This is a genomic window from Rhodococcus sp. AW25M09 (assembly GCF_000333955.1).
Classification (GTDB): Bacteria; Actinomycetota; Actinomycetes; order Mycobacteriales; family Mycobacteriaceae; genus Rhodococcoides.
The window spans coordinates 67679-86252 of record NZ_CAPS01000051.1; the positions used below are offsets into that span (position 1 = coordinate 67679).

General features: G+C 64.7%; 15 protein-coding genes and 2 pseudogenes. 8 read left to right on the plus strand and 9 right to left on the minus strand.

From position 1 onward, the window contains the following. Nucleotides 1-39: 39 nt before the first annotated feature. Nucleotides 40-3996, plus strand: a complete 3957-nt coding sequence (locus RHODMAR_RS09680; protein WP_008713884.1) for a DNA-directed RNA polymerase subunit beta' — start codon at nucleotides 40-42, stop codon at nucleotides 3994-3996. 167 nt (nucleotides 3997-4163) lie between these two features. On the opposite strand, the gene RHODMAR_RS09685 is transcribed toward RHODMAR_RS09680, so the two are convergent. Continuing rightward, nucleotides 4164-4526: a nuclear transport factor 2 family protein gene (locus RHODMAR_RS09685; protein WP_008713885.1), complete on the minus strand. Its 363-nt coding sequence runs from the start codon at nucleotides 4524-4526 to the stop codon at nucleotides 4164-4166. 78 nt (nucleotides 4527-4604) lie between these two features. On the opposite strand from RHODMAR_RS09685, the gene RHODMAR_RS09690 reads away from it, so the two are divergent. Continuing rightward, entirely contained in the window at nucleotides 4605-5084 is a 480-nt protein-coding gene (locus tag RHODMAR_RS09690; RefSeq protein WP_008713887.1) for a MarR family winged helix-turn-helix transcriptional regulator, read from the plus strand. Nucleotides 5085-5123: 39 nt separating this feature from the next. On the opposite strand, the gene RHODMAR_RS09695 is transcribed toward RHODMAR_RS09690, so the two are convergent. Further along, the gene (locus RHODMAR_RS09695; RefSeq protein ID WP_008713889.1) at nucleotides 5124-5948 is read right to left on the minus strand and encodes an alpha/beta fold hydrolase; all 825 of its coding nucleotides are present in this window, start codon (nucleotides 5946-5948) and stop codon (nucleotides 5124-5126) included. Nucleotides 5949-5969: 21 nt separating this feature from the next. After that, nucleotides 5970-6958, minus strand: a pseudogene (locus RHODMAR_RS09700) (GlxA family transcriptional regulator). A 99-nt stretch (nucleotides 6959-7057) separates the two neighbouring features. Between RHODMAR_RS09700 and RHODMAR_RS09705 the strand changes: the two are divergent. Next, nucleotides 7058-7462 carry a VOC family protein gene (locus tag RHODMAR_RS09705; protein WP_008713892.1) on the plus strand — a complete coding sequence of 135 codons (405 nt, stop codon included), beginning with the start codon at nucleotides 7058-7060 and terminating at the stop codon, nucleotides 7460-7462. A 33-nt stretch (nucleotides 7463-7495) separates the two neighbouring features. On the opposite strand, the gene RHODMAR_RS09710 is transcribed toward RHODMAR_RS09705, so the two are convergent. Together RHODMAR_RS09710 and RHODMAR_RS09715 are read right to left on the minus strand one after the other, a co-directional pair. After that, on the minus strand, nucleotides 7496-7759 hold the full coding sequence (locus RHODMAR_RS09710) for a hypothetical protein (RefSeq protein ID WP_008713894.1): 264 nt from the start codon (nucleotides 7757-7759) through the stop codon (nucleotides 7496-7498). Between the two features lie 72 nt (nucleotides 7760-7831). Beyond that, nucleotides 7832-9217, minus strand: a complete 1386-nt coding sequence (locus RHODMAR_RS09715; protein WP_008713896.1) for an MFS transporter — start codon at nucleotides 9215-9217, stop codon at nucleotides 7832-7834. A 67-nt stretch (nucleotides 9218-9284) separates the two neighbouring features. Between RHODMAR_RS09715 and soxR the strand changes: the two genes are divergently transcribed. Together soxR and RHODMAR_RS09725 are read left to right on the plus strand one after the other, a co-directional pair. Further along, complete coding sequence (gene soxR, locus RHODMAR_RS09720; RefSeq protein WP_198289428.1) at nucleotides 9285-9722, plus strand: redox-sensitive transcriptional activator SoxR; 438 nt, start codon at nucleotides 9285-9287, stop codon at nucleotides 9720-9722. A gap of 73 nt (nucleotides 9723-9795) precedes the next feature. After that, nucleotides 9796-11410, plus strand: a pseudogene (locus RHODMAR_RS09725) (alkaline phosphatase D family protein). 17 nt (nucleotides 11411-11427) lie between these two features. Here the strand turns inward: RHODMAR_RS09725 and RHODMAR_RS09730 are convergent. Next, entirely contained in the window at nucleotides 11428-13068 is a 1641-nt protein-coding gene (locus tag RHODMAR_RS09730) for a GMC oxidoreductase (RefSeq protein WP_042938576.1), read from the minus strand. Nucleotides 13069-13200: 132 nt separating this feature from the next. Between RHODMAR_RS09730 and RHODMAR_RS09735 the strand changes: the two genes are divergently transcribed. Further along, nucleotides 13201-14130, plus strand: a complete 930-nt coding sequence (locus RHODMAR_RS09735; RefSeq protein WP_008713901.1) for an endonuclease/exonuclease/phosphatase family protein — start codon at nucleotides 13201-13203, stop codon at nucleotides 14128-14130. On the opposite strand, the gene RHODMAR_RS09740 is transcribed toward RHODMAR_RS09735, so the two are convergent. After that, nucleotides 14131-14517: a VOC family protein gene (locus RHODMAR_RS09740; RefSeq protein ID WP_008713903.1), complete on the minus strand. Its 387-nt coding sequence runs from the start codon at nucleotides 14515-14517 to the stop codon at nucleotides 14131-14133. It abuts the gene before it with no gap. 39 nt (nucleotides 14518-14556) lie between these two features. Next, nucleotides 14557-15204 (minus strand): type 1 glutamine amidotransferase, encoded by a 648-nt coding sequence (locus tag RHODMAR_RS09745; RefSeq protein ID WP_008713904.1) that lies wholly within the window; start codon nucleotides 15202-15204, stop codon nucleotides 14557-14559. Between the two features lie 40 nt (nucleotides 15205-15244). On the opposite strand from RHODMAR_RS09745, the gene RHODMAR_RS09750 reads away from it, so the two are divergent. Beyond that, complete coding sequence (locus tag RHODMAR_RS09750) at nucleotides 15245-16213, plus strand: MsnO8 family LLM class oxidoreductase (protein ID WP_008713908.1); 969 nt, start codon at nucleotides 15245-15247, stop codon at nucleotides 16211-16213. On the opposite strand, the gene RHODMAR_RS09755 is transcribed toward RHODMAR_RS09750, so the two are convergent. Then, on the minus strand, nucleotides 16189-17106 hold the full coding sequence (locus RHODMAR_RS09755; RefSeq protein WP_008713909.1) for a LysR substrate-binding domain-containing protein: 918 nt from the start codon (nucleotides 17104-17106) through the stop codon (nucleotides 16189-16191). The genes RHODMAR_RS09750 and RHODMAR_RS09755 overlap by 25 nt on opposite strands. A gap of 132 nt (nucleotides 17107-17238) precedes the next feature. Between RHODMAR_RS09755 and RHODMAR_RS09760 the strand changes: the two genes are divergently transcribed. Next, nucleotides 17239-18561, plus strand: coding sequence for an NAD(P)/FAD-dependent oxidoreductase (locus RHODMAR_RS09760; RefSeq protein ID WP_008713911.1), 1323 nt, complete (start codon nucleotides 17239-17241; stop codon nucleotides 18559-18561). Nucleotides 18562-18574: the final 13 nt, after the last annotated feature.

Below are 18574 nucleotides of genomic sequence, written 5' to 3' on the forward strand. Positions count from 1 at the left end.
TCTTCCAGCACAACACCCATAACGGGGAAAGGAAGTTACGTGCTCGACGTCAACTTCTTCGATGAACTTCGCATTGGCCTTGCCACTGCGGACGACATCCGTCAGTGGTCCTACGGCGAGGTCAAGAAGCCGGAGACCATCAATTACCGCACGCTCAAGCCCGAGAAGGACGGCCTCTTCTGCGAGAAGATCTTCGGCCCCACCCGGGACTGGGAGTGCTACTGCGGCAAGTACAAGCGCGTCCGCTTCAAGGGCATCATCTGTGAGCGCTGCGGCGTCGAGGTCACTCGCGCCAAGGTGCGTCGTGAGCGCATGGGCCACATCGAACTGGCCGCTCCGGTCACGCACATCTGGTACTTCAAGGGTGTGCCGTCGCGTCTGGGCTACCTGCTCGACTTGGCTCCGAAGGATCTCGAGAAGATCATCTACTTCGCTGCCTACGTCATCACCTCGGTCGACGACGAGCTCCGTCACAACGAGCTCTCCACTCTCGAGGCCGAGATGGAGGTCGAGAAGAAGGCCGTCGCAGATCAGCGCGACGCCGATCTCGAGGCTCGTGCACAGAAGCTCGAAGCCGACATCGCCGAGCTCGAAGCCGAGGGTGCCAAGTCCGACGTGCGCCGCAAGGTCAAGGACGGCGGCGAGCGCGAGATGCGTCAGCTCCGTGACCGCGCGCAGCGTGAGCTCGATCGTCTCGAAGAGATCTGGACCACCTTCACCAAGTTGGCCAAGAAGCAGCTCATCATCGACGAGCTCATCTACCGCGAGCTCATCGACCGCTACGGCGAGTACTTCACCGGTGCCATGGGTGCCGAGTCGATCCAGAAGCTCATGCAGACCTTCGACATCGACGCCGAGGCGGAGTCTCTTCGCGAGACCATCCGCAGTGGCAAGGGTCAGAAGAAGCTGCGTGCGCTCAAGCGTCTGAAGGTCGTCGCTGCGTTCCAGGCCGGCCGTAACTCGCCGATGGGCATGGTTCTCGACGCTGTCCCGGTCATCCCGCCGGAGCTTCGTCCGATGGTGCAGCTCGACGGCGGACGTTTCGCGACGTCCGACCTCAACGACCTGTACCGCCGCGTCATCAACCGCAACAACCGCCTCAAGCGTCTGATCGATCTCGGTGCTCCCGAGATCATCGTCAACAACGAGAAGCGGATGCTGCAGGAGTCGGTCGACGCCCTGTTCGACAACGGCCGTCGTGGACGTCCGGTCACCGGACCGGGTAACCGTCCGCTCAAGTCGCTGTCCGACTTGCTCAAGGGCAAGCAGGGTCGTTTCCGTCAGAACCTCCTCGGCAAGCGTGTCGACTACTCGGGCCGTTCGGTCATCGTCGTCGGTCCTCAGCTCAAGCTGCACCAGTGTGGTCTGCCGAAGCTGATGGCACTCGAGCTGTTCAAGCCGTTCGTGATGAAGCGTCTGGTCGATCTCAACCACGCGCAGAACATCAAGTCGGCCAAGCGCATGGTCGAGCGTCAGCGTCCCCAGGTGTGGGACGTCCTCGAAGAGGTCATCGCCGAGCACCCCGTGCTGCTGAACCGTGCACCCACCCTGCACCGGTTGGGCATCCAGGCGTTCGAGCCGCAGCTCGTCGAGGGCAAGGCCATCCAGCTGCACCCGCTCGTCTGTGAGGCGTTCAACGCCGACTTCGACGGTGACCAGATGGCTGTCCACCTCCCGCTGTCCGCCGAGGCTCAGGCCGAGGCGCGCGTGCTGATGCTGTCCTCGAACAACATCCTCTCGCCGGCATCGGGCCGTCCGCTCGCCATGCCGCGTCTGGACATGGTGACGGGTCTGTACCACCTCACGCGTCTGGACGCCGGTGCTGTCGGCGAGCGTGCCGACGCCAAGACCGACACGGCTGAGTTCGGGGCGTACTCCTCCCCGGCCGAGGCTCAGATGGCCGTCGACCGTGGATCGCTCACGGTGCAGTCGCAGATCCGTGTTCGTCTCACCACGCAGCGCCCGCCGCGTGACATCGAGAACGAGCTGTTCCCCGACGGCTGGAACCGCGGCGAAGCATGGACCGCGCAGACCACTCTGGGACGCGTCATCTTCAACGAGCTGCTCCCGGCGGACTACCCGTTCGTCAACGAGCAGATGCCGAAGAAGCGTCAGTCGACCATCATCAACGATCTCGCCGAGCGTTACCCGATGATCGTCGTCGCGCAGACCGTCGACAAGCTCAAGGACGCCGGCTTCTACTGGGCCACGCGTTCGGGTGTCACCATCTCGATCTCCGACGTCCTCGTGCCGCCGGAGAAGCCGCAGATCATGGAGACCTTCGAGGCTCAGGCCGATCAGATCGAGAAGAAGTACCAGCGCGGCGCACTCGACAAGGTCGAGCGCAACTCCGCGCTGGTCAAGATCTGGCAGGACGCGACCGAGCAGGTCGGTAAGGCCATGGAGGCGCACTTCCCCGACGACAACCCGATCCCGATGATCGTGAAGTCCGGCGCAGCCGGAAACATGACTCAGGTTCGCTCGCTCGCCGGTATGAAGGGCCTGGTGACCAACCCGAAGGGTGAGTTCATCCCGCGTCCGATCAAGTCTTCCTTCAAGGAAGGCCTGACGGTCCTCGAGTACTTCATCAACACGCACGGTGCTCGTAAGGGTCTGGCCGATACGGCGCTTCGTACCGCCGACTCGGGCTACCTGACGCGTCGTCTGGTCGACGTCTCGCAGGATGTCATCGTTCGGGAAACCGACTGTGGCACCGAGCGCGGCATCGTCACGACGATCGCCGAGAAGACCGCCGACGGCAAGATGATCCGCGACGCTCACGTCGAGACCAGCACGTACGCCCGCACCTTGGCGAACGACGCTGTCGACGAGAACGGCACGGTCGTCGTCGCTCGCGGACACGACCTCGGCGACCCGGCCATCGACGCGCTGCTCGCTGCGGGCATCACGTCGGTCAAGGTTCGTTCGGTGCTCACCTGCACCACCGGCACCGGCGTCTGCGCCACCTGCTACGGCCGTTCGATGGCCACCGGCAAGCTGGTCGACATCGGTGAGGCCGTCGGTATCGTTGCCGCACAGTCCATCGGTGAGCCCGGTACTCAGCTGACCATGCGTACCTTCCACCAGGGTGGTGTCGCCGGAGATGACATCACCGGTGGTCTGCCTCGCGTGCAGGAGCTGTTCGAGGCACGTGTGCCGAAGGGCAAGGCTCCGATCGCGGACGTGTCGGGACGCATCCAGCTCGAGGACGGCGATCGTTTCTACAAGATCACCATCGTCCCGGACGACGGCGGCGAAGAGGTTGTCTACGACAAGCTCTCCAAGCGTCAGCGTCTGCGTGTCTTCAAGCACGACGACGGCACCGAGCGCCTGTTGGCGGACGGTGACCACGTCGAGGTCGGCCAGCAGCTCATGGAAGGTGCTGCCGATCCGCACGAGGTCCTGCGAGTCATGGGCCCGCGTCAGGTGCAGATCCACCTCGTCAACGAGGTCCAGGAGGTGTACCGGTCGCAGGGTGTGTCGATCCACGACAAGCACATCGAGACGATCGTTCGTCAGATGCTCCGTCGCGTGACGATCATCGACAGCGGCTCCACCGAATTCCTGCCCGGTTCACTGACCGAGCGCAGCGAGTTCGAGTCGAGCAACCGTCGCGTCGTCTCCGAGGGTGGCGAGCCCGCAGCCGGACGTCCGGTCCTGATGGGTATCACCAAGGCGTCGCTGGCCACCGACTCGTGGCTGTCGGCAGCGTCGTTCCAGGAGACCACTCGTGTGCTCACCGATGCGGCGATCAACTGCCGTAGCGACAAGCTCATAGGTCTCAAGGAGAACGTCATCATCGGTAAGCTCATCCCGGCTGGTACCGGCATCAACCGGTACCGGAACATCACGGTGCAGCCGACCGAAGAGGCGCGTGCCGCGGCATACGCGGTGCCGTCGTACGACGATCAGTACTACAGCCCGGACGGCTTCGGCCAGGGAACCGGCGCTGCAGTGCCGCTCGACGACTACGGTTTCTCCAACGAATACCGTTAGAGCGACTTCGTCGCATGTGCGCGGAACTTCGTAGCCCACTACGAATTTCCACTCACGACGACAGTGCTCCACAAACAGAGCCCCGCATCGACTTCGGTCGATGCGGGGCTCTGTTGTTCGAGAGCTGTTGTTGTTCAGTAGCTGTTTCGTTGAACGAGCCGGCGACGCTAGGCCGAATCGACGAACGTGTACAGCTCGGTGATTCTGTTGTTTTTCGTGACGATGAAGTCCTGTCCGGTCGCGACGGGCGGGGCGTCGGGTGGCGACAGTGCCCAGGAGATGCGAGCGACGTCGCCCAGTTGCGCGGGTTCCACGGCGACGGTGAAGGTGAGGCCTACGGAATCCGCGAGTAGTGCACCGATGGCATCGATGACGGATTCGCGTCCGGTGGCGGTGTTCTCGGCGTCGTAGAACACCGCATCCGGGTCGTACAGGTCCTCGATGAGTTCGCGCCGTCGTGCGGAGTCGGTGGCGTTGAATACTTCGTCGACGTTCCGGCGCGCCAGCTCTGCGGGTGAATTCTGATTCATGCTGTGCCCCCTATGGTTGGTGAACAGGGGTTCGCACGGTCGCCTACCCCGAATCCAGCATCCCAGAAAGTACATGACATGTCACGTAAAAAGTCGGATGAGGCCTGGCTGACGCCGACCCAGCAATCGGCGTGGCGTGCCTACATGGGTCTGTCGCTGCAGATGACCTACGAAATGAACCGGCAACTCACCGAGGATCACGGCCTCTCGCTCGCCGACTACTCGGTACTCGTCGCCCTTGCGGACAGTACGGACGGGTGTCGGCAGTTGACCGGGCTTGCGAGCGAGATCGGCTGGGAACGAAGCCGACTCTCACACCATCTGACGCGCATGTGCACGCGCGGGCTGACCGAGCGACGCGCGTCGAATTCGGACGGCCGCGCGACCGATGCGGTGATCACCGATGTCGGTCGCGCGGCCCTGCTCGACGCGTCGCCCGGTCACGTGGCGCTGGTGCAGCGGTTGTTCTTTGCGGGACTGTCCGATTCCGATGTCGCAGTCCTCGGCGACACCCTCGGTCGCCTCAAAGCGCACGTCAAGGAAAACGGGAGCATCTAGGTACCAACCCGGTCCGAGCTGCGTTGTGACCGTGCTGCGTCAGGAGCGGAAGAACTCCAGCAGATCGGCATTGATGGTCGCCGCTTCTGTGGTGGGCATTCCGTGCGGGAAGCCCGGGTACGTCTTCAGCGTGCCGTTGGGCAGTAGCTTCGCCGACAGCACTCCGGCGTTCTGGTAGGGCACCACCTGGTCGTCCTCGCCGTGCAGCACCAGCGTCGGTATGTTCACCCCACGAAGGTCGTCGCTGAAGTCGGTCTGCGAGAAGGCAACCACACCGTCGTAGTGGGCTTTCGCGCCGCCGATCATGCCCTGACGCCACCAGTTGGCGATGATGCCCTCCGAGGGTGTTGCCCCTGGCCGGTTGTAGCCGTAGAAGGGACCCTCGGCGAAGGTGCGGAAGAAGTCGGCGCGACGGGTGGCCACCTGAACCTGCACGTCGTCGAAGAAGGATTTCTCGATACCGCCGGGGTGGTCGTCGGTCTTGACCATGATCGGCGGTACCGAACTGATCAGCACCGCCTTTGCTGCGCGTTCCTCGCCGTGGCGGGCCAAGTAGCGAACCACCTCGCCGCCGCCGGTGGAGTGCCCGACGTGGATCGCGTCGCTCAGGTCCAGCGCTTCGACGACGGCGGCCAGATCATCGGCGTAGTGATCCATGTCGTGCCCATCCGAGACCTGCTCAGACCGGCCGTGACCGCGTCGATCGTGCGCGACGACGCGGTAGCCCCGCTCGAGGAAGAACATCATCTGGGCGTCCCAGTCGTCCGAGGAGAGCGGCCAGCCATGACTGAACACGACGGGTTGACCTGACCCCCAGTCCTTGTAGAAGATCTCGACATTGTCCGATGTTGTGATGGTTGGCATGGTGTACGTCTCGGTCGGGCGCTACCCGAGCGATACCACTGTGTGCGACGAGAACCGCTCGTTTCGAGACACAGTCGTGTGGCTACCGAGCTGCGGTGCGAACCGCTGTTGGTAGCTGCGCGGGGAAGCCCCTATCCGGGCGACGAACGCCCGTCGCATCACCTCGCAGCTCGAGTAGCCGGCCCGACGGGCAGCCTCGCCGACGGTGAATCCTGCATGGAGGGCATCGCGGGCCAACTCGAACCTCGTCGACGCGACGAATTCGGCCGGTGAGGTACCCAGTTCGTTCTGGAACAGCCGGGTGAGCTGGCGGGTGCTGATGGTCGCAAACCGAGCCAGCGTGACCACGGTGTGCGGCAGTTGGGGGTTCCCCCGGATATGGTCGGCCACCCGGCGGACCGCCCCGGTGCGAGGGATCGGGCCCAGCAGGGACGACGAGAACTGGGATTGTCCGCCGCCTCGCTGCATGTACACCAGCAGTCCCTGCGCCGCGGCCCGCGCCACTTCGGGTCCGTGGTCGTCCTCGACGAGAGCCAGTGCAAGATCGATCCCCGCCGCCACGCCGGCCGAGCTGTACAGGTCCCCGTCGCGGACGAAGATGGCATCCGGATCGACGTCGCGGCGCGGCCGTCGAGAAGGCCGGCCGCGGCGAGTACGAATGCCCCTGTGCACACCGAGGCCATCCGGCGGGTCCGCGCTGCAAGATCGGCTGCGGCATCGACGAGGTCTGCGGTGACCAGGCGAACCGGATCGAATTCGCTACCTGCGATGATCACGGTGTCGAACTCTCCGGATTGCGCGACCGGGCGGGTGGACACCGTTGTCCCGATGGAGGTGCTCACCTCCCCACCGCGCGGAGAGAGGATCACCACCTCGTAATCGACGGCGGGTTGCTGATTCGCCTCGACGAATACCTCTGCGGGGCCGACGAAATCGAGCATTTTCACCCCGTCGAACACCATGACAGCGATCCGCCGTGAGGTGCGGGATTCGGTAAGCGCGTCGTTCATGCCTACAGAAGCTACCGCCGCGGGCGACATCGCAGAGGATGGTTGTCGTTACACCCTTCGGGGCGGTGAGTTTTCGAGGCGGCGCGAGTCGGTACCGACATGACCAACCACATCTCCAGCAACCACACATCCAGCACCGTCGTGAACATCGGCGTGGCCATGTTCTCCGTGTCCGATCAGGACGCGGCTCTCGACTTCTACTCGCGCGTGCTCGGCTTCGAGGTCCGCGGTGATTCGCGTTTCGGCCCCGAGGGTGAGTATCGATGGCTCGAAGTGGCACCGCCTGGTTCGACTGCGCGGCTCGCACTCAACCCGCCGATGGGAGGCGGGCCCGGTGGAGGTTCCATCGGCGTCGAGACCGCCGATGTCGGAGCCGAGCATGCGCGTTTGAGTGCTCTCGGCGGCGTCGATCTCGACGACCTCATGGAGGAGGTGGACGGCGCGCCGCCCATGTTCGCCTTGCGCGATCCTGACGGCAATTCGATCTGGGTCGTTCAGGCCTGATCCGGCTGCGGCGCTCGGCCGCTCACAGGTCGTTCATTCGTGGTGACAGACGGCCTCGAGGTCGATGCCGTTGAGGTCGCGCACGAAGGATCCGTAGTACGTGGCGTGGTACTCCGGCTGCAGTCCTGGCGGTCGGAGCTGGATCGCTCCGGCCGACAGCGCCGCAGTGTGAAAGGCAACGACCGTGGCGCGGTCGGGGGCGCTGAATGCGAGGTGCAAGTGGGGGCGGATGCTCGACCCCGGCGCGTCGACGATCCAGAAAAAGGGTTTGAGGTCGGCCCAGCCGAAGGCGATCATGGCAAGTTGAAGTCGAGCATCGTCGAGATCGCGGACGATTTCGGTCCTGAATCGGATGGATCCGCCCTGAAACTATGCCCGCTGCGATCGCGCTGCCGCTGTCACCCCGATCAATGCCAGCGCGGCGAAGGTGAACAGCAACAACTGAGCCGATCGAAGGGTCGATGATTCCCCGAGGTTCACCAGCACACCCGCAAGGGCTGCGCCGAAGGCGTTGGCGATCAGCTGGACAGTATTGATGGCGGCCGAGGCTCGTGCGCCTTCGCCTGGTTCGCTTACCGAGGTCATAGCGCCGACAGCCAGGTGCGGCCACGCGATTCCTATTCCGACACCCGCGATGATCAGGCCCACCACCCATACGGCGATCAGGCCGAAACCTGCTCGATCGGTGAGAAACGCTGCCATGGTGCACAATCCGACAGCGACGAGAATCGGTCCGGCGATGACGATGCGTCGTACGATGTGCGGAGCCGAAGCCGACGCGCTCGGAATCTCGCCTATAGTCCAGCCCAATGCCAGTGCAGCTCCGAGGAATCCGGCCGCCAATGGTGCCAATCCGGCAAGTCGTTGGCCGAACAGAGGGATGAACGTTTCCACCGTCGATGCGACGGCGAGAACGACGATGGTCAGGTACACCCATTTCAGGGACGACGCGCTGAAGGTCGACGGCGGGAGGACGCCGTGTGGTGCGCGACGGTCCGCTGCGACGAACGCGATCAGTAGCAGCTCTCCTGCTGCGACCATCGCTGCAGTGATCGCCGGGCTCGGCATCACGCCGGCGACGCTCACCAGCAGTGCAGCCGTGGTCAGCAGGGTCAGTGACCATGTCGGTATCGGGCTGGCTTCGGTGGCCTCGCGGGTCTGGGCAGGGAGTGACCGGGGGACGAGGGCGGCCACCGCCAGCGCTGCGACGACGAGTGCGCCGAAAGCCCACCGCCAGGCTCCGAACTGAGCGAATACGCCGCCGATGGCCGGGCCTGCGAACGTTCCCACACCCCACATGGCCGAGACAAGTGCAGCTCCGCGAGTCCAGAGATACTGCGGCAGTGCTGCATTGATGACGGCGTAACCGAGCCCGGCCAGCAGGCCACCTCCTGAGCCCTGGATTGCTCTGCCCACCAGCAGAAGCTCCATCGTGGGGCTGACGGCGCACACGACGGTTCCGAGTGCGAAAATCGTCAGGCCGATCAGATAGGCACCGCGAGGTCCGCGGGCTGCCAGTACAGTGCTGACCAACATCGAGGAAATGACAGACGCAATGAGGAAAACCGTTGCGGTCCAAGCATAGTAGCGTTGGCCGCCGATTTCGTCGATGGCGGTGGGGAGCAGGCTCGTGGTGAGGTAGACGTTCGTGGCATACAGCGCCACGCCGCCGGCGAGCACAGTTGCGGTGCCGACATAGTCAGCGCTGAGCAACTGTCGCCAGGTTCCGGTCGCGGGTTCGGTTGAGGGGTGCATGATGAGGAAGGTTATGATCTCAAGTTCACTTCAGGTCAAATCGACATACCCGCTGGGAGGTAGCATGATCCGCGTCAGCGACGAGTTGCTCTCGATCGGTGAGGTCGCGGCCAGAACCGGTGCCGCGGTGTCCGCGGTCCGATACTACGAGACCCTCGGACTCGTTCCCGCCGAGCGGACGGCCGGCAACGTACGCATGTTTCCCCGTCATGCGATTCGGCGGATCTCGCTGATTCAGGTCGCGGTGCGGTTCGGAATACCGCTTGCCGAAGTCGCCGAGGTCTTCGCATCCTTGCCGTCGAGTCGCACTCCGACCAAGCGCGACTGGGCAAAGATCTCGGCTGCATGGAACCGGAGGTTGGAAGATCGCAAGCAGTCGATTGCGCGGATGCAGGCGGAGCTGACCGGTTGCATCGGCTGTGGATGTCTTTCGCTCAACAAGTGCACCTTGCTCAACCCCGGCGACGAGCTGGGCAAGGAGGGCCCAGGAGCTCGACGAATCTGAAGGCCGCATCGTGTTCACCTCGGTGTCGAGTCGATGACGAGTGCAGTTTGCCCGGGCACGAGAGTCTCGACCAATGGTGAGACGGGGTAACGAGATACGGATCGGGCACGACGTCACCTTGCGGGCGGGGGCCACTCGTCGGCAGTTCCTGACGTGGAGCGCATTGGTGGGGGCGCTGGCGTTCACACCTGAATTGGCAGGCACGGCAGCGCATGCGCAGTCCGTGGTGACCCCCCGACTACCCGTTCCGCCTCGGCGTTGCCTCGGGCGATCCGTTGCCCGATTCGGTGGTGCTGTGGACGCGGCTCGCCACCGATCCTTTCGCGCCGCTGGGTGGCATGACTCCGGGTGTCGTGCCGGTGCGGTGGCAGATCGCGGCGGACGAAAACTTTGCGCAGATGAGCCGCGAAGGCGTGGAGCTCGCCACTGAGTTCGACGGTTGGTCCGTCCACGTCGACGTCCGCGGGCTGGAGCCGGGCCGAGAGTACTTCTACCGCTTCCTCGTCGGACCGCACGCGAGCGGCGTCGGTCGCACCAAAACCGCACCGGCACTGGGGCAGCCGCTGAGCACGCTCGACTTCGCCTGGGCGTCGTGTCAGAAGTGGGAGGACGGCTATTTCGGCGCGTACGCAGACTTGGCGGCCTCGAACCTGGACGTGGTTTTCTTCCTTGGCGATTACATCTACGAGTACGCGATCAAGGACGAGGGCGCACGTAAGGCCGAATCGCGCAACGAGGCGGCCGCTCGAGAAACCATGGTGCTCAACGACTATCGCGATCGGTACGCCCTCTACAAGGCGGACGAGAACCTGGCCGCTGCGCATGCGTCGGCGCCGTTCGTCTCGACGTTCGACGATCATGAAGTGGACAACAACTGGGCCTCGCAGATCAGTCAGGATGACGACGACCCGCGAGAGTTTCTGTTGCGCAGAGCGGATGCCTTCAAGGCGTGGTGGGAGAACACCCCGGTGCGTGCGAATCTGAAGCCCGCCGGTCCGGACATGAAGGTGTATCGCCGGTTCTCGTTCGGCGATCTGGTGGACTTCTGGGTGCTGGACACCCGGCAATACCGCAGCGATCAGGCGCACGGAGACGGCGAGCATGCCCAGGACGCCGAGACCGCAGATCCGTCGCGCACCATCACCGGTGCGGCACAGGAGCAATGGATCCTGGACGGGTTCGCATCACCGTCGAGGTGGAACTTCCTGGCGCACCAGACGGTGATCTCCGATCTCGCGCGAGGGCTGGGCAGCGAACGCAAAGTCGGGATGGATCCGTGGAGCGGATACGAAGCCTCGCGCCATCGAGTCCTCGACGGTGCCCGAGATCGCGGCACGAAGAACGTCGCGTCGATCGTCGGCGACATCCACCGCACGATCGTCTCGGAACTGCGCCGTGACTACCAGGACCAGGCCTCACCGATACAGGGCGTCGAGATCGCAGCCACGTCCATCGCGTCGGGCAAAGACGGTGCCGATGTCGATTCCGTCGGTGCTGCCGTCGCCGAAGCCTCACCGCACGTCAAGTACGGCAACGCGCGTCGTGGTTACCTACGGAGCACGCTCACCCCCACCGAATGGCGTTCGGAGGTAAGGGTTCTCGATCGTGTCTCGACGCCGGGAGCCACAGTGCGCACCGCAGCAACGGTCACCGTCCCCGAAGGTCGCCCCGAAATCCAGCTGAGCTAGCGCCCGTCGGCAGACACTCAGCGCCCGTCGGCGATGATCTGCGCGACGTTGCGCTCGGCCAGTGCCGTGATGGTCAGCGACGGGTTGGCGGCTCCCGTGCTGCCGGGGATCAGGGCGCCGTCGACGACGTAGAGCCCGGGGTGGCCCTCCACTCGGCCGTAGCCGTCGGTGGCGTCGCCCAGCACTGCGCCGCCGAGTGGGTGCGCGGTGAACGTGTCGTCGACGTCGCGAGTGAACGGTTCCGCCGCAACGATGGTGCCGCCGGCCTGCGCCATTCTGTTCTGCACTGCGCGAAGGGCTTCGACGGTGTCGCGGCTGCCGCCCTTCGGCCAGTTCAGCGTCAATCGGTTTGTGGCGGAATCGAATCCGAAGTTGCCGCGCAATGGGTCGATGGTCATGCCGAGTGAGCCGATGAAGCCCAGGTTCACCGGAACGCCTGGCACATACCAGTTTTCGACGGTCAAGGGCAGGCCGGAGTCGTCGACGATGCGGGATGCGCACGGCGCACCCTGCGGTCCGGCCGACATCGGGCCGAGTGACCGCGTCATCGAGGCGTCGCCGTTGGTGCCCCAGCCGGTGCCGACGAATTCGTTGAGATTCGGCAGCGCTCCGGTCGTGCGGGCACGCATCAGCAGTTCGGTGGTACCGATGGATCCGGCTCCGAGGACGAGGGTGTCGCACGTGACCGTGCGAGTCTCGAGAACATTGCCGAAGGGGTCGAGGCGCTCGATGTCGACGCGGTAGCGGCCACCGGATTCGGTTCCGATCGCCGCAACGCGATGGCTGTGACACACGCTCGCGCGGCCGGTGGCCTCGGCCTGGGGGATGTAGTTCTGCGTCAGGTCGTGCTTGGCCCCGTTGGAGTTGCCGAACGTGCTCGCGCCGACGGTCGCGGACGGGCGGGATCGGCCGGCGAGTTCGTCGCGCACGACGTTCCAGTTCCAGTTGCCGTCCACGGCTTCGGGGGTGAAACCGGCTCGTCGGGCGTGGTCGTCCCAGGTGCGCGAGTGCGCGAAGTTCGGGCTGTTGTAGACGTCCTCGGGCATCGCCGACGGCCGGAGCATCGAGCGGGCCTTGGGGTACCAGGTGGCGGCCATCTCGTCGTAGTTCAGGCGTCCGCCGAAGGAGAGGTCGAAGAACTTCTTGTCGGGGGCGATGGTCACGCCGGTGTAGACGATCGAGCCGCCGCCCACGGCGGCTCCGCGCCACACCGAGAGGTTCTCGAAGCGGGTGGTGTCGAGGACTCCGTCGAACAGATCGACCGGCCCCACGGGCATGCCGGTGATGTTGGTGAACGAGCTCTGCTGCCAGAGTCCGCGTCCGTCGGCGGTCATGTCCGCGGTGAAGATCTCTCGCCACGGGTCACGCGGCCAGCGCAGTCCGCGTTCGAGCACGGTCACCTGGCTGCCGGCCTGCGCCAGGCGCAGCGCCGCGGCGCTGGCACCGAATCCGGAGCCGATGACGATGACGGACGAGTGGTCCGGTGGGCGCGGGGGATCGGCGAACAGCTCGGGAACCAGTGACCGGATTCGTTCGGCACCGATCGGCAGCGCGCCTGCGGTGGGGGAACCCGCCAGGCCAGCAGAGCTCAGGACCGGAGCGGCGGCAGCGCCGAGCATTCCGGCAGCGGCCAACCTCAGCAGTTGCCTTCGATTCACGGAAAGTCCCCCTACTTGACTCACGGACAGCGTTGTCGATTGTGTCGTGTTTTCCACGAGAAAGCGAACAGTTCGGTCGGAATTGGGGATGCTTCCCAGCTCGGCCTCAGGTTTGCCTGTCAGACTTCGCTCATGGTGTGGGCATCGCTGGCTGTGTTGCTGCTCGTCGCAGCCGTCCTCGGTGTCGTAGCGCATCATCTCGACGCCCGATCGCAGCCGATGCTCGTGGCCGGTGCTTTGGCACATGTCCTCATGCTCGCGGCTGTGCCCGGCACTGTCGCAGCCGGCGTCGCGTTCGGCGGCTGGGGTGTGGCGGTGGGTCTGCTGGTGTCCGCAGGCGCAGTGGCGACGCAGGTGCCGCTGCATCGGGCCCGCGCCGGAGCCGACTCCGACGGCTCGACTTTGACGGTGCTGCACGCCAATATCTGGTTGGGTCAGGCCGATCTCGATGCACTGGTTGCGCTGGTGCTCGAGCACCAGCCAGACGTGCTGACCCTCGTCGAGTTGACGCCCGAGGCCGACGCGGTCCTTCGCCACAGGCTGTCCGGGGTGTTCCCGCACGGGCACGTCAGTGCTGTCGCAGGCGGTGAGGGCACCGGGATCTACAGCCGGTTCCCGCTCGCCGACCAGCAGCGTCACGACGGCTTCGTGACCGAGCTGCTCTCTGCGCGGGTGGAGATGCCGGGCCGTCCTCTGGTGTTCGCGGTGCATCCGGTGCCGCCGTGGCCGCGCGAGCCGTCGGAATGGGTGCGTGAACTGGGGCTGCTGCGTCAACTACTGGCCAAGATTCCCGTCGACGACGGCCCGGTGGTGGTGGCAGGCGACTTCAACGCGACGCAGGATCATCGACGTTACCGAGATTTGCAGGACGGCCGGTTCGTCGATGCCTCGCTGGCGACCGGGGCCGGGATGCTTCGGACGTACCCGGCACACACCTGGTATCCGCCGGTCATCGCCATCGACCATGTTCTCGTTGCCGACATGGCGGTCCGGTCGGTGGAGGCAGTGACGATTCCCGGCTCCGACCACCGCGGCATCCTCGCCCGGTTGCAGTTCCGGTAATCAGGCCTCGGTCGACTCGGGCGCAGGCAGCTGCTGCACCGACCACGGGTTGCCGTCGGGGTCGGTGAAGTGCACGAACGTGCCCCAGCCCTCGTCCTTGGGCGGAGCGATCGTCAGACCGGCTGCGGTGAGGTGCTCGTACGCATCCTGGGCGCTGTCGACGACCATCAGGATTCCGGCGCCTGTGCCGGGTTCGGCGTCGGTGATGCCCTCGCCGATCGCGATGGAGCAGGCCGAGCCAGGGGGAGTGAGCTGGACATATCGAATGCCCTCCCAGGGGCGAGCGTCGAAGTCGGCGTTGAAACCGATCGAGGTGTAGAACTCCTTGGCGCGGTCGACGTCGGTGACAGCGAGGGTGACGAGTTCGATCTTCATGGCGAGGTTCATGGATACAGATTCACCGCTATTGCGGTCAGGTTCGGTCCGCTATGTGACCTCGTCGAAGAACTTTTCGATGATTTTTCGGCCGTGCTCGGCGGCTCGGGTGAGAAATTTCGCGTCCGGTGCCGTTCCCGCAGGCATGTGTGCTTCGAGCATAGGCCGCTCCGCGGGGGTGAGCTCGACGTGGAACTGCAGTCCGAGGCCGCTGCCCAATCGAAAGGCCTGGTTCCGGTACAGGTTGGAGCTCGCCAGCAGTTCTGCGCCCTCGGGCAGGTCGAAGGTATCGGTGTGCCACTGCACCACCGGCACAGCACCCGCCCCGAGCAACGAGACACCGGCCGCGGCTGCGGTGACTTCGCCGGACCCCAGCTCCGCGACAGGTCCCCGGTACACCGCGCATCCCTGCGAGGCCGCCAACAGTTGCGCGCCCAAACACACCCCGAGCACCGGAATCTCGCGTCGCAGACACTCGGCGATCAGTTCCCGTTCCTTCCGCACATGTGGGTGGGCGACGTCGCCCCACGCATCCATCGGACCGCCCAGCACGATCAACCCGGACACGTTCTCGGCCGTGGGTAGTGGGTCGCCGTTACCCACACTGGCCAGCGAGTACTCGATTTCGCGCTCGGTCATGATCGTCCCGATCAGGGCCGGACCCTCGTCGTCGACATGTTTCAACACCCACCAACTCATACCTAGAAATATGCCCGACGCCTCGGCGGTTGTGCTAGTCGTGTTGCTTTCCCTCCTCGACAGATCCCGTACGCGAACCGGTTTCGACGACGCCTCGGCGCTGCGTCATACCGTCGAACGGGCAGTGCATGCGGAGCAGATCGGGCTGCATCGATTCTGGGTGGCCGAGCATCACGGCGTTCCCGGCATCGCGTCGGGTGCACCGGCGGTACTGGCCGCGGCGGTGGCCGCGCGCACCTCGCATATCCGCGTCGGCTCCGGGGGAGTGATGCTGCCCAATCATCAGCCGCTGATCGTGGCCGAGCAGTTCCTGATGTTGGAGTCCCTGTTTCCCGGCCGAATCGATCTGGGTGTGGGCCGCTCGCTGGGATTCACAGAACCGGTCCGTGCGGCACTGCGCAGCAAGCACACCGATTCGGACGCGTTCGAAGCCGAGATCGCCGAATTGCGTTCGTATCTGGACGGTTCGGCACCGGTGACGGCGCGGCCCGCTGCGGGGTCACCGCCGGTATTCGTTCTCGCGACCGGTGCAGGCCTCGAGGTGGCTGCCCGCGCCGGACTTCCGGTCGTCGTCGGTGGGCCGGTACTGCAGCTGGGCGATCCGTTGGCTCTGTATCGCAAGCACTTTCGACCCTCGTCGGCCAATCCTGAACCGTACGTGATCGTCTCGCTCGACGTGACGATCGCGGCCGACACTGCCGATGCGCGCAGGCTCGCTGTGCCCGAAGCATGGGCGATGGCACGCTCGCGGCGTGAGGGCGAGTTTCCGCCTCTCGAGCCGCCGTCGCATATCGAGACGGCACAGTGGACGCCGCAGACGCGCAACCGAATCGAAGTATCGCTGGAGTCGACGATTCTCGGCACCGCCGAGCAGGTACGACCTCGCCTCGAGGAGTTGATCGAGCGCACCGGCGCGGACGAGATCATGGCGTCGACGTCGACGTACGATCGCGCCGAGTTGTTCGATGCGGACGCTGCGTTCGCTCAGCTCGCCGGTGTGGCCGGTTGAACCGGTGCCGTGGGTTTGACAGGTGCGGTTGCCGCCAGCGCCGCGACGAGGTCACGTTGAGTGTCGGTAACGGGAACGTTGGCGTCGACCACCGCCGAGACCGGTAGTTGCAGACGTCGGTCGGCCTCGGTGCGAAACACCAATCCGGTCTTGGGCGTGCTGTCGGCGGTACTGGCGTACAGGATCGACCAGCATTGCGGGTTGTTGAGCAGTTCGGCGCTGGCAGTGTGATCCGACGCGACGGGTGGGCCGAAGGTCAGGGGTAGTCCGCTGCGTTTCATCTCGCGCTCGATCACCCGGTGCAGCAGGATCTGCTCGCTGCGTTTGGGTAGGAGCAGTGGATACTCGGCGAGTTGGCTCAGGCTCGGGTTGTCTTCGCCGGCCAGCGGATGGCCCTCGGGGAGCACGACGACGAGGTCCTCGGTCCACAACTCGGTCACCTGAAGCCCCGAACGTTCGACGCTGCCGCGGATCAGCGCCACCTGACAGTCTCCTGATGTCACCGCTTCGATCTGTTCTGCGAATCGTTTCAGGACGAAGTCGATCTCGGCGTCGGGATGCTGTTCACGCACCGAGACGATGGCGGCGATGGCATTGGCGGCGAAGGTCATGTTCCCGGTCAGGCGCAGTTGGTTGCGGCGGCGTGCTGTCAACGCCAGGGCGGATTGTTCGAGTTCCACCATGTGCCGGGCGATGGACACCAATTGTGCTCCGACGACGGTCAATCGAACGGTCCGCGAGGTTCGCTCGAACAGGGGCTCGCTGATCTCTCGTTCCAGCTTGGCGATCTGCAGGCTGATGGCGGACTGCGAGACGTAGCAGCGCTCTGCGGCACGCGAGAAGTTCAGCTCCTCCCCGACGGCAAGGAAGTACTTCAGCTGACGGAGTTCCATCTTGGGCTCTTTCCATGAGTTCTACTCATGGATGCTATTTCAACTTCCGCGTTGATAGACCACCGGGTTCGGAGTTTCATAGAGGTAGTTCTTCGAATGGGAAAGGACTTGGGCTAGGAAAGGGAAAGTGCTGTGGAAACGTACGACGTCGTCATCGTGGGATCGGGATTCGGAGCGTTGGCGGCCGCCAAGTCTCTGGGCAAGGCCGGTGTGACGTTCTCGCTGATCTCCAGCACCACCGAGCACCTCTTCCAGCCGTTGCTTTACCAGGCCGCCACCGGAATGCTCTCGACGGGCGAGATCGCCCCTCCGATCCGGCGCATCCTCGCTCAGTACGACTCCGCCGACGTCCGTCTTGGACGCGTCGTCGACGTCGATCCCGAAGCCCACCAGGTCACCTACGTCGGTGCCGGACAGAGCCACACCATCGGGTTCGGTCATCTCATCGTCGCGACGGGTGCCACGCAGGCGTACTTCGGCCGGGACGAGTTCAAGGACCGTACGTTCGCGCTCAAGACGGTGGACGACGCGATCTCACTGCGTGAGCAGATTCTGAGCTGCTACGAAACCGCGCACACGACGACCGATCCCGAGCTTCGCAAGGAGCTGCTGAGCTTCGTCGTCGTCGGTGCCGGCGCGACGGGCGTCGAGCTCGCCGGCCAGATCAGGGATCTCGCGCATCGATACTTCGCCGGATCGTTTCCCGGGATCGACCCGGACGACGTCACGGTCACCCTCGTCGACGGCGTCAAGGAAGTTCTGCCCGCGTTCGGCGGCAAGCTCAGCGCGTACGCACGCACGAAGCTCGAGAAGGCGGGTGTCGATGTCGTGACGGGGGGAATGGTCACCGACATCGCCGACGACGTCGTCACGGTGCAGGACGTCGACACCAAGACCTCGCGGACATACCCGGCCAAGACGGTCATCTGGTCGGCAGGCGTTCAGGCCAGCGAGTTGGCGGCCACGGTCGCCGAGCGCACCGGTTGTGAGACCGACCGTGCCGGAAGGCTTCTCGTGCACGACGATCTGACTGTGGGCTCGGCGAAGGACATCTTCGCGATAGGCGACGTGACGTCGTTGCACAAGCTGCCCGGCCAGTCGCCGGTGGCGATGCAGCAGGGCCGCCACGTCGCGAAGATGATCATCGGGAAGGTCGACGCCGGAACGCCGTTCGAGTACACCGACAAGGGCAGCATGTCGATCGTCGGCCGATTCAGTGCTGTGGCACGGCTGTTCGGCAAGGTCGACATGTCGGGACCGATTGCCTGGCTCATGTGGCTGGCCGTGCACCTGATGTACCTCGTCGGATTCCGAAACCGCTACGTCGCAGTGGTGTCGTGGATGACGTCGTACATCGGCGACAAGCGACCGCACTTCCAGTACACCGACAAGTCGGGGTCGATGCTCGAACTTGCCGACGAGACATCGGACGACGAGGAACGTTCAGCGGCCTAGGTTTCGGATAGGG

What these genes read in the sequence shown, in the direction of transcription:
- RHODMAR_RS09685 (WP_008713885.1), bottom strand. Translation starts at nt 4,526, where the DNA reads ATGAATCAGAATTCACCCGCAGAGCTGGCGCGCCGGAACGTCGACGAA.
- RHODMAR_RS09745 (WP_008713904.1), bottom strand. Translation starts at nt 15,204, where the DNA reads ATGAGTTGGTGGGTGTTGAAACATGTCGACGACGAGGGTCCGGCCCTG.
- RHODMAR_RS09710 (WP_008713894.1), bottom strand. Translation starts at nt 7,759, where the DNA reads ATGATCGCCTTCGGCTGGGCCGACCTCAAACCCTTTTTCTGGATCGTC.
- RHODMAR_RS09735 (WP_008713901.1), top strand. Translation starts at nt 13,201, where the DNA reads ATGGTGTGGGCATCGCTGGCTGTGTTGCTGCTCGTCGCAGCCGTCCTC.
- RHODMAR_RS09695 (WP_008713889.1), bottom strand. Translation starts at nt 5,948, where the DNA reads ATGCCAACCATCACAACATCGGACAATGTCGAGATCTTCTACAAGGAC.
- RHODMAR_RS09740 (WP_008713903.1), bottom strand. Translation starts at nt 14,517, where the DNA reads ATGAACCTCGCCATGAAGATCGAACTCGTCACCCTCGCTGTCACCGAC.
- RHODMAR_RS09705 (WP_008713892.1), top strand. Translation starts at nt 7,058, where the DNA reads ATGACCAACCACATCTCCAGCAACCACACATCCAGCACCGTCGTGAAC.
- RHODMAR_RS09755 (WP_008713909.1), bottom strand. Translation starts at nt 17,106, where the DNA reads ATGGAACTCCGTCAGCTGAAGTACTTCCTTGCCGTCGGGGAGGAGCTG.
- RHODMAR_RS09715 (WP_008713896.1), bottom strand. Translation starts at nt 9,217, where the DNA reads ATGCACCCCTCAACCGAACCCGCGACCGGAACCTGGCGACAGTTGCTC.
- RHODMAR_RS09690 (WP_008713887.1), top strand. Translation starts at nt 4,605, where the DNA reads ATGTCACGTAAAAAGTCGGATGAGGCCTGGCTGACGCCGACCCAGCAA.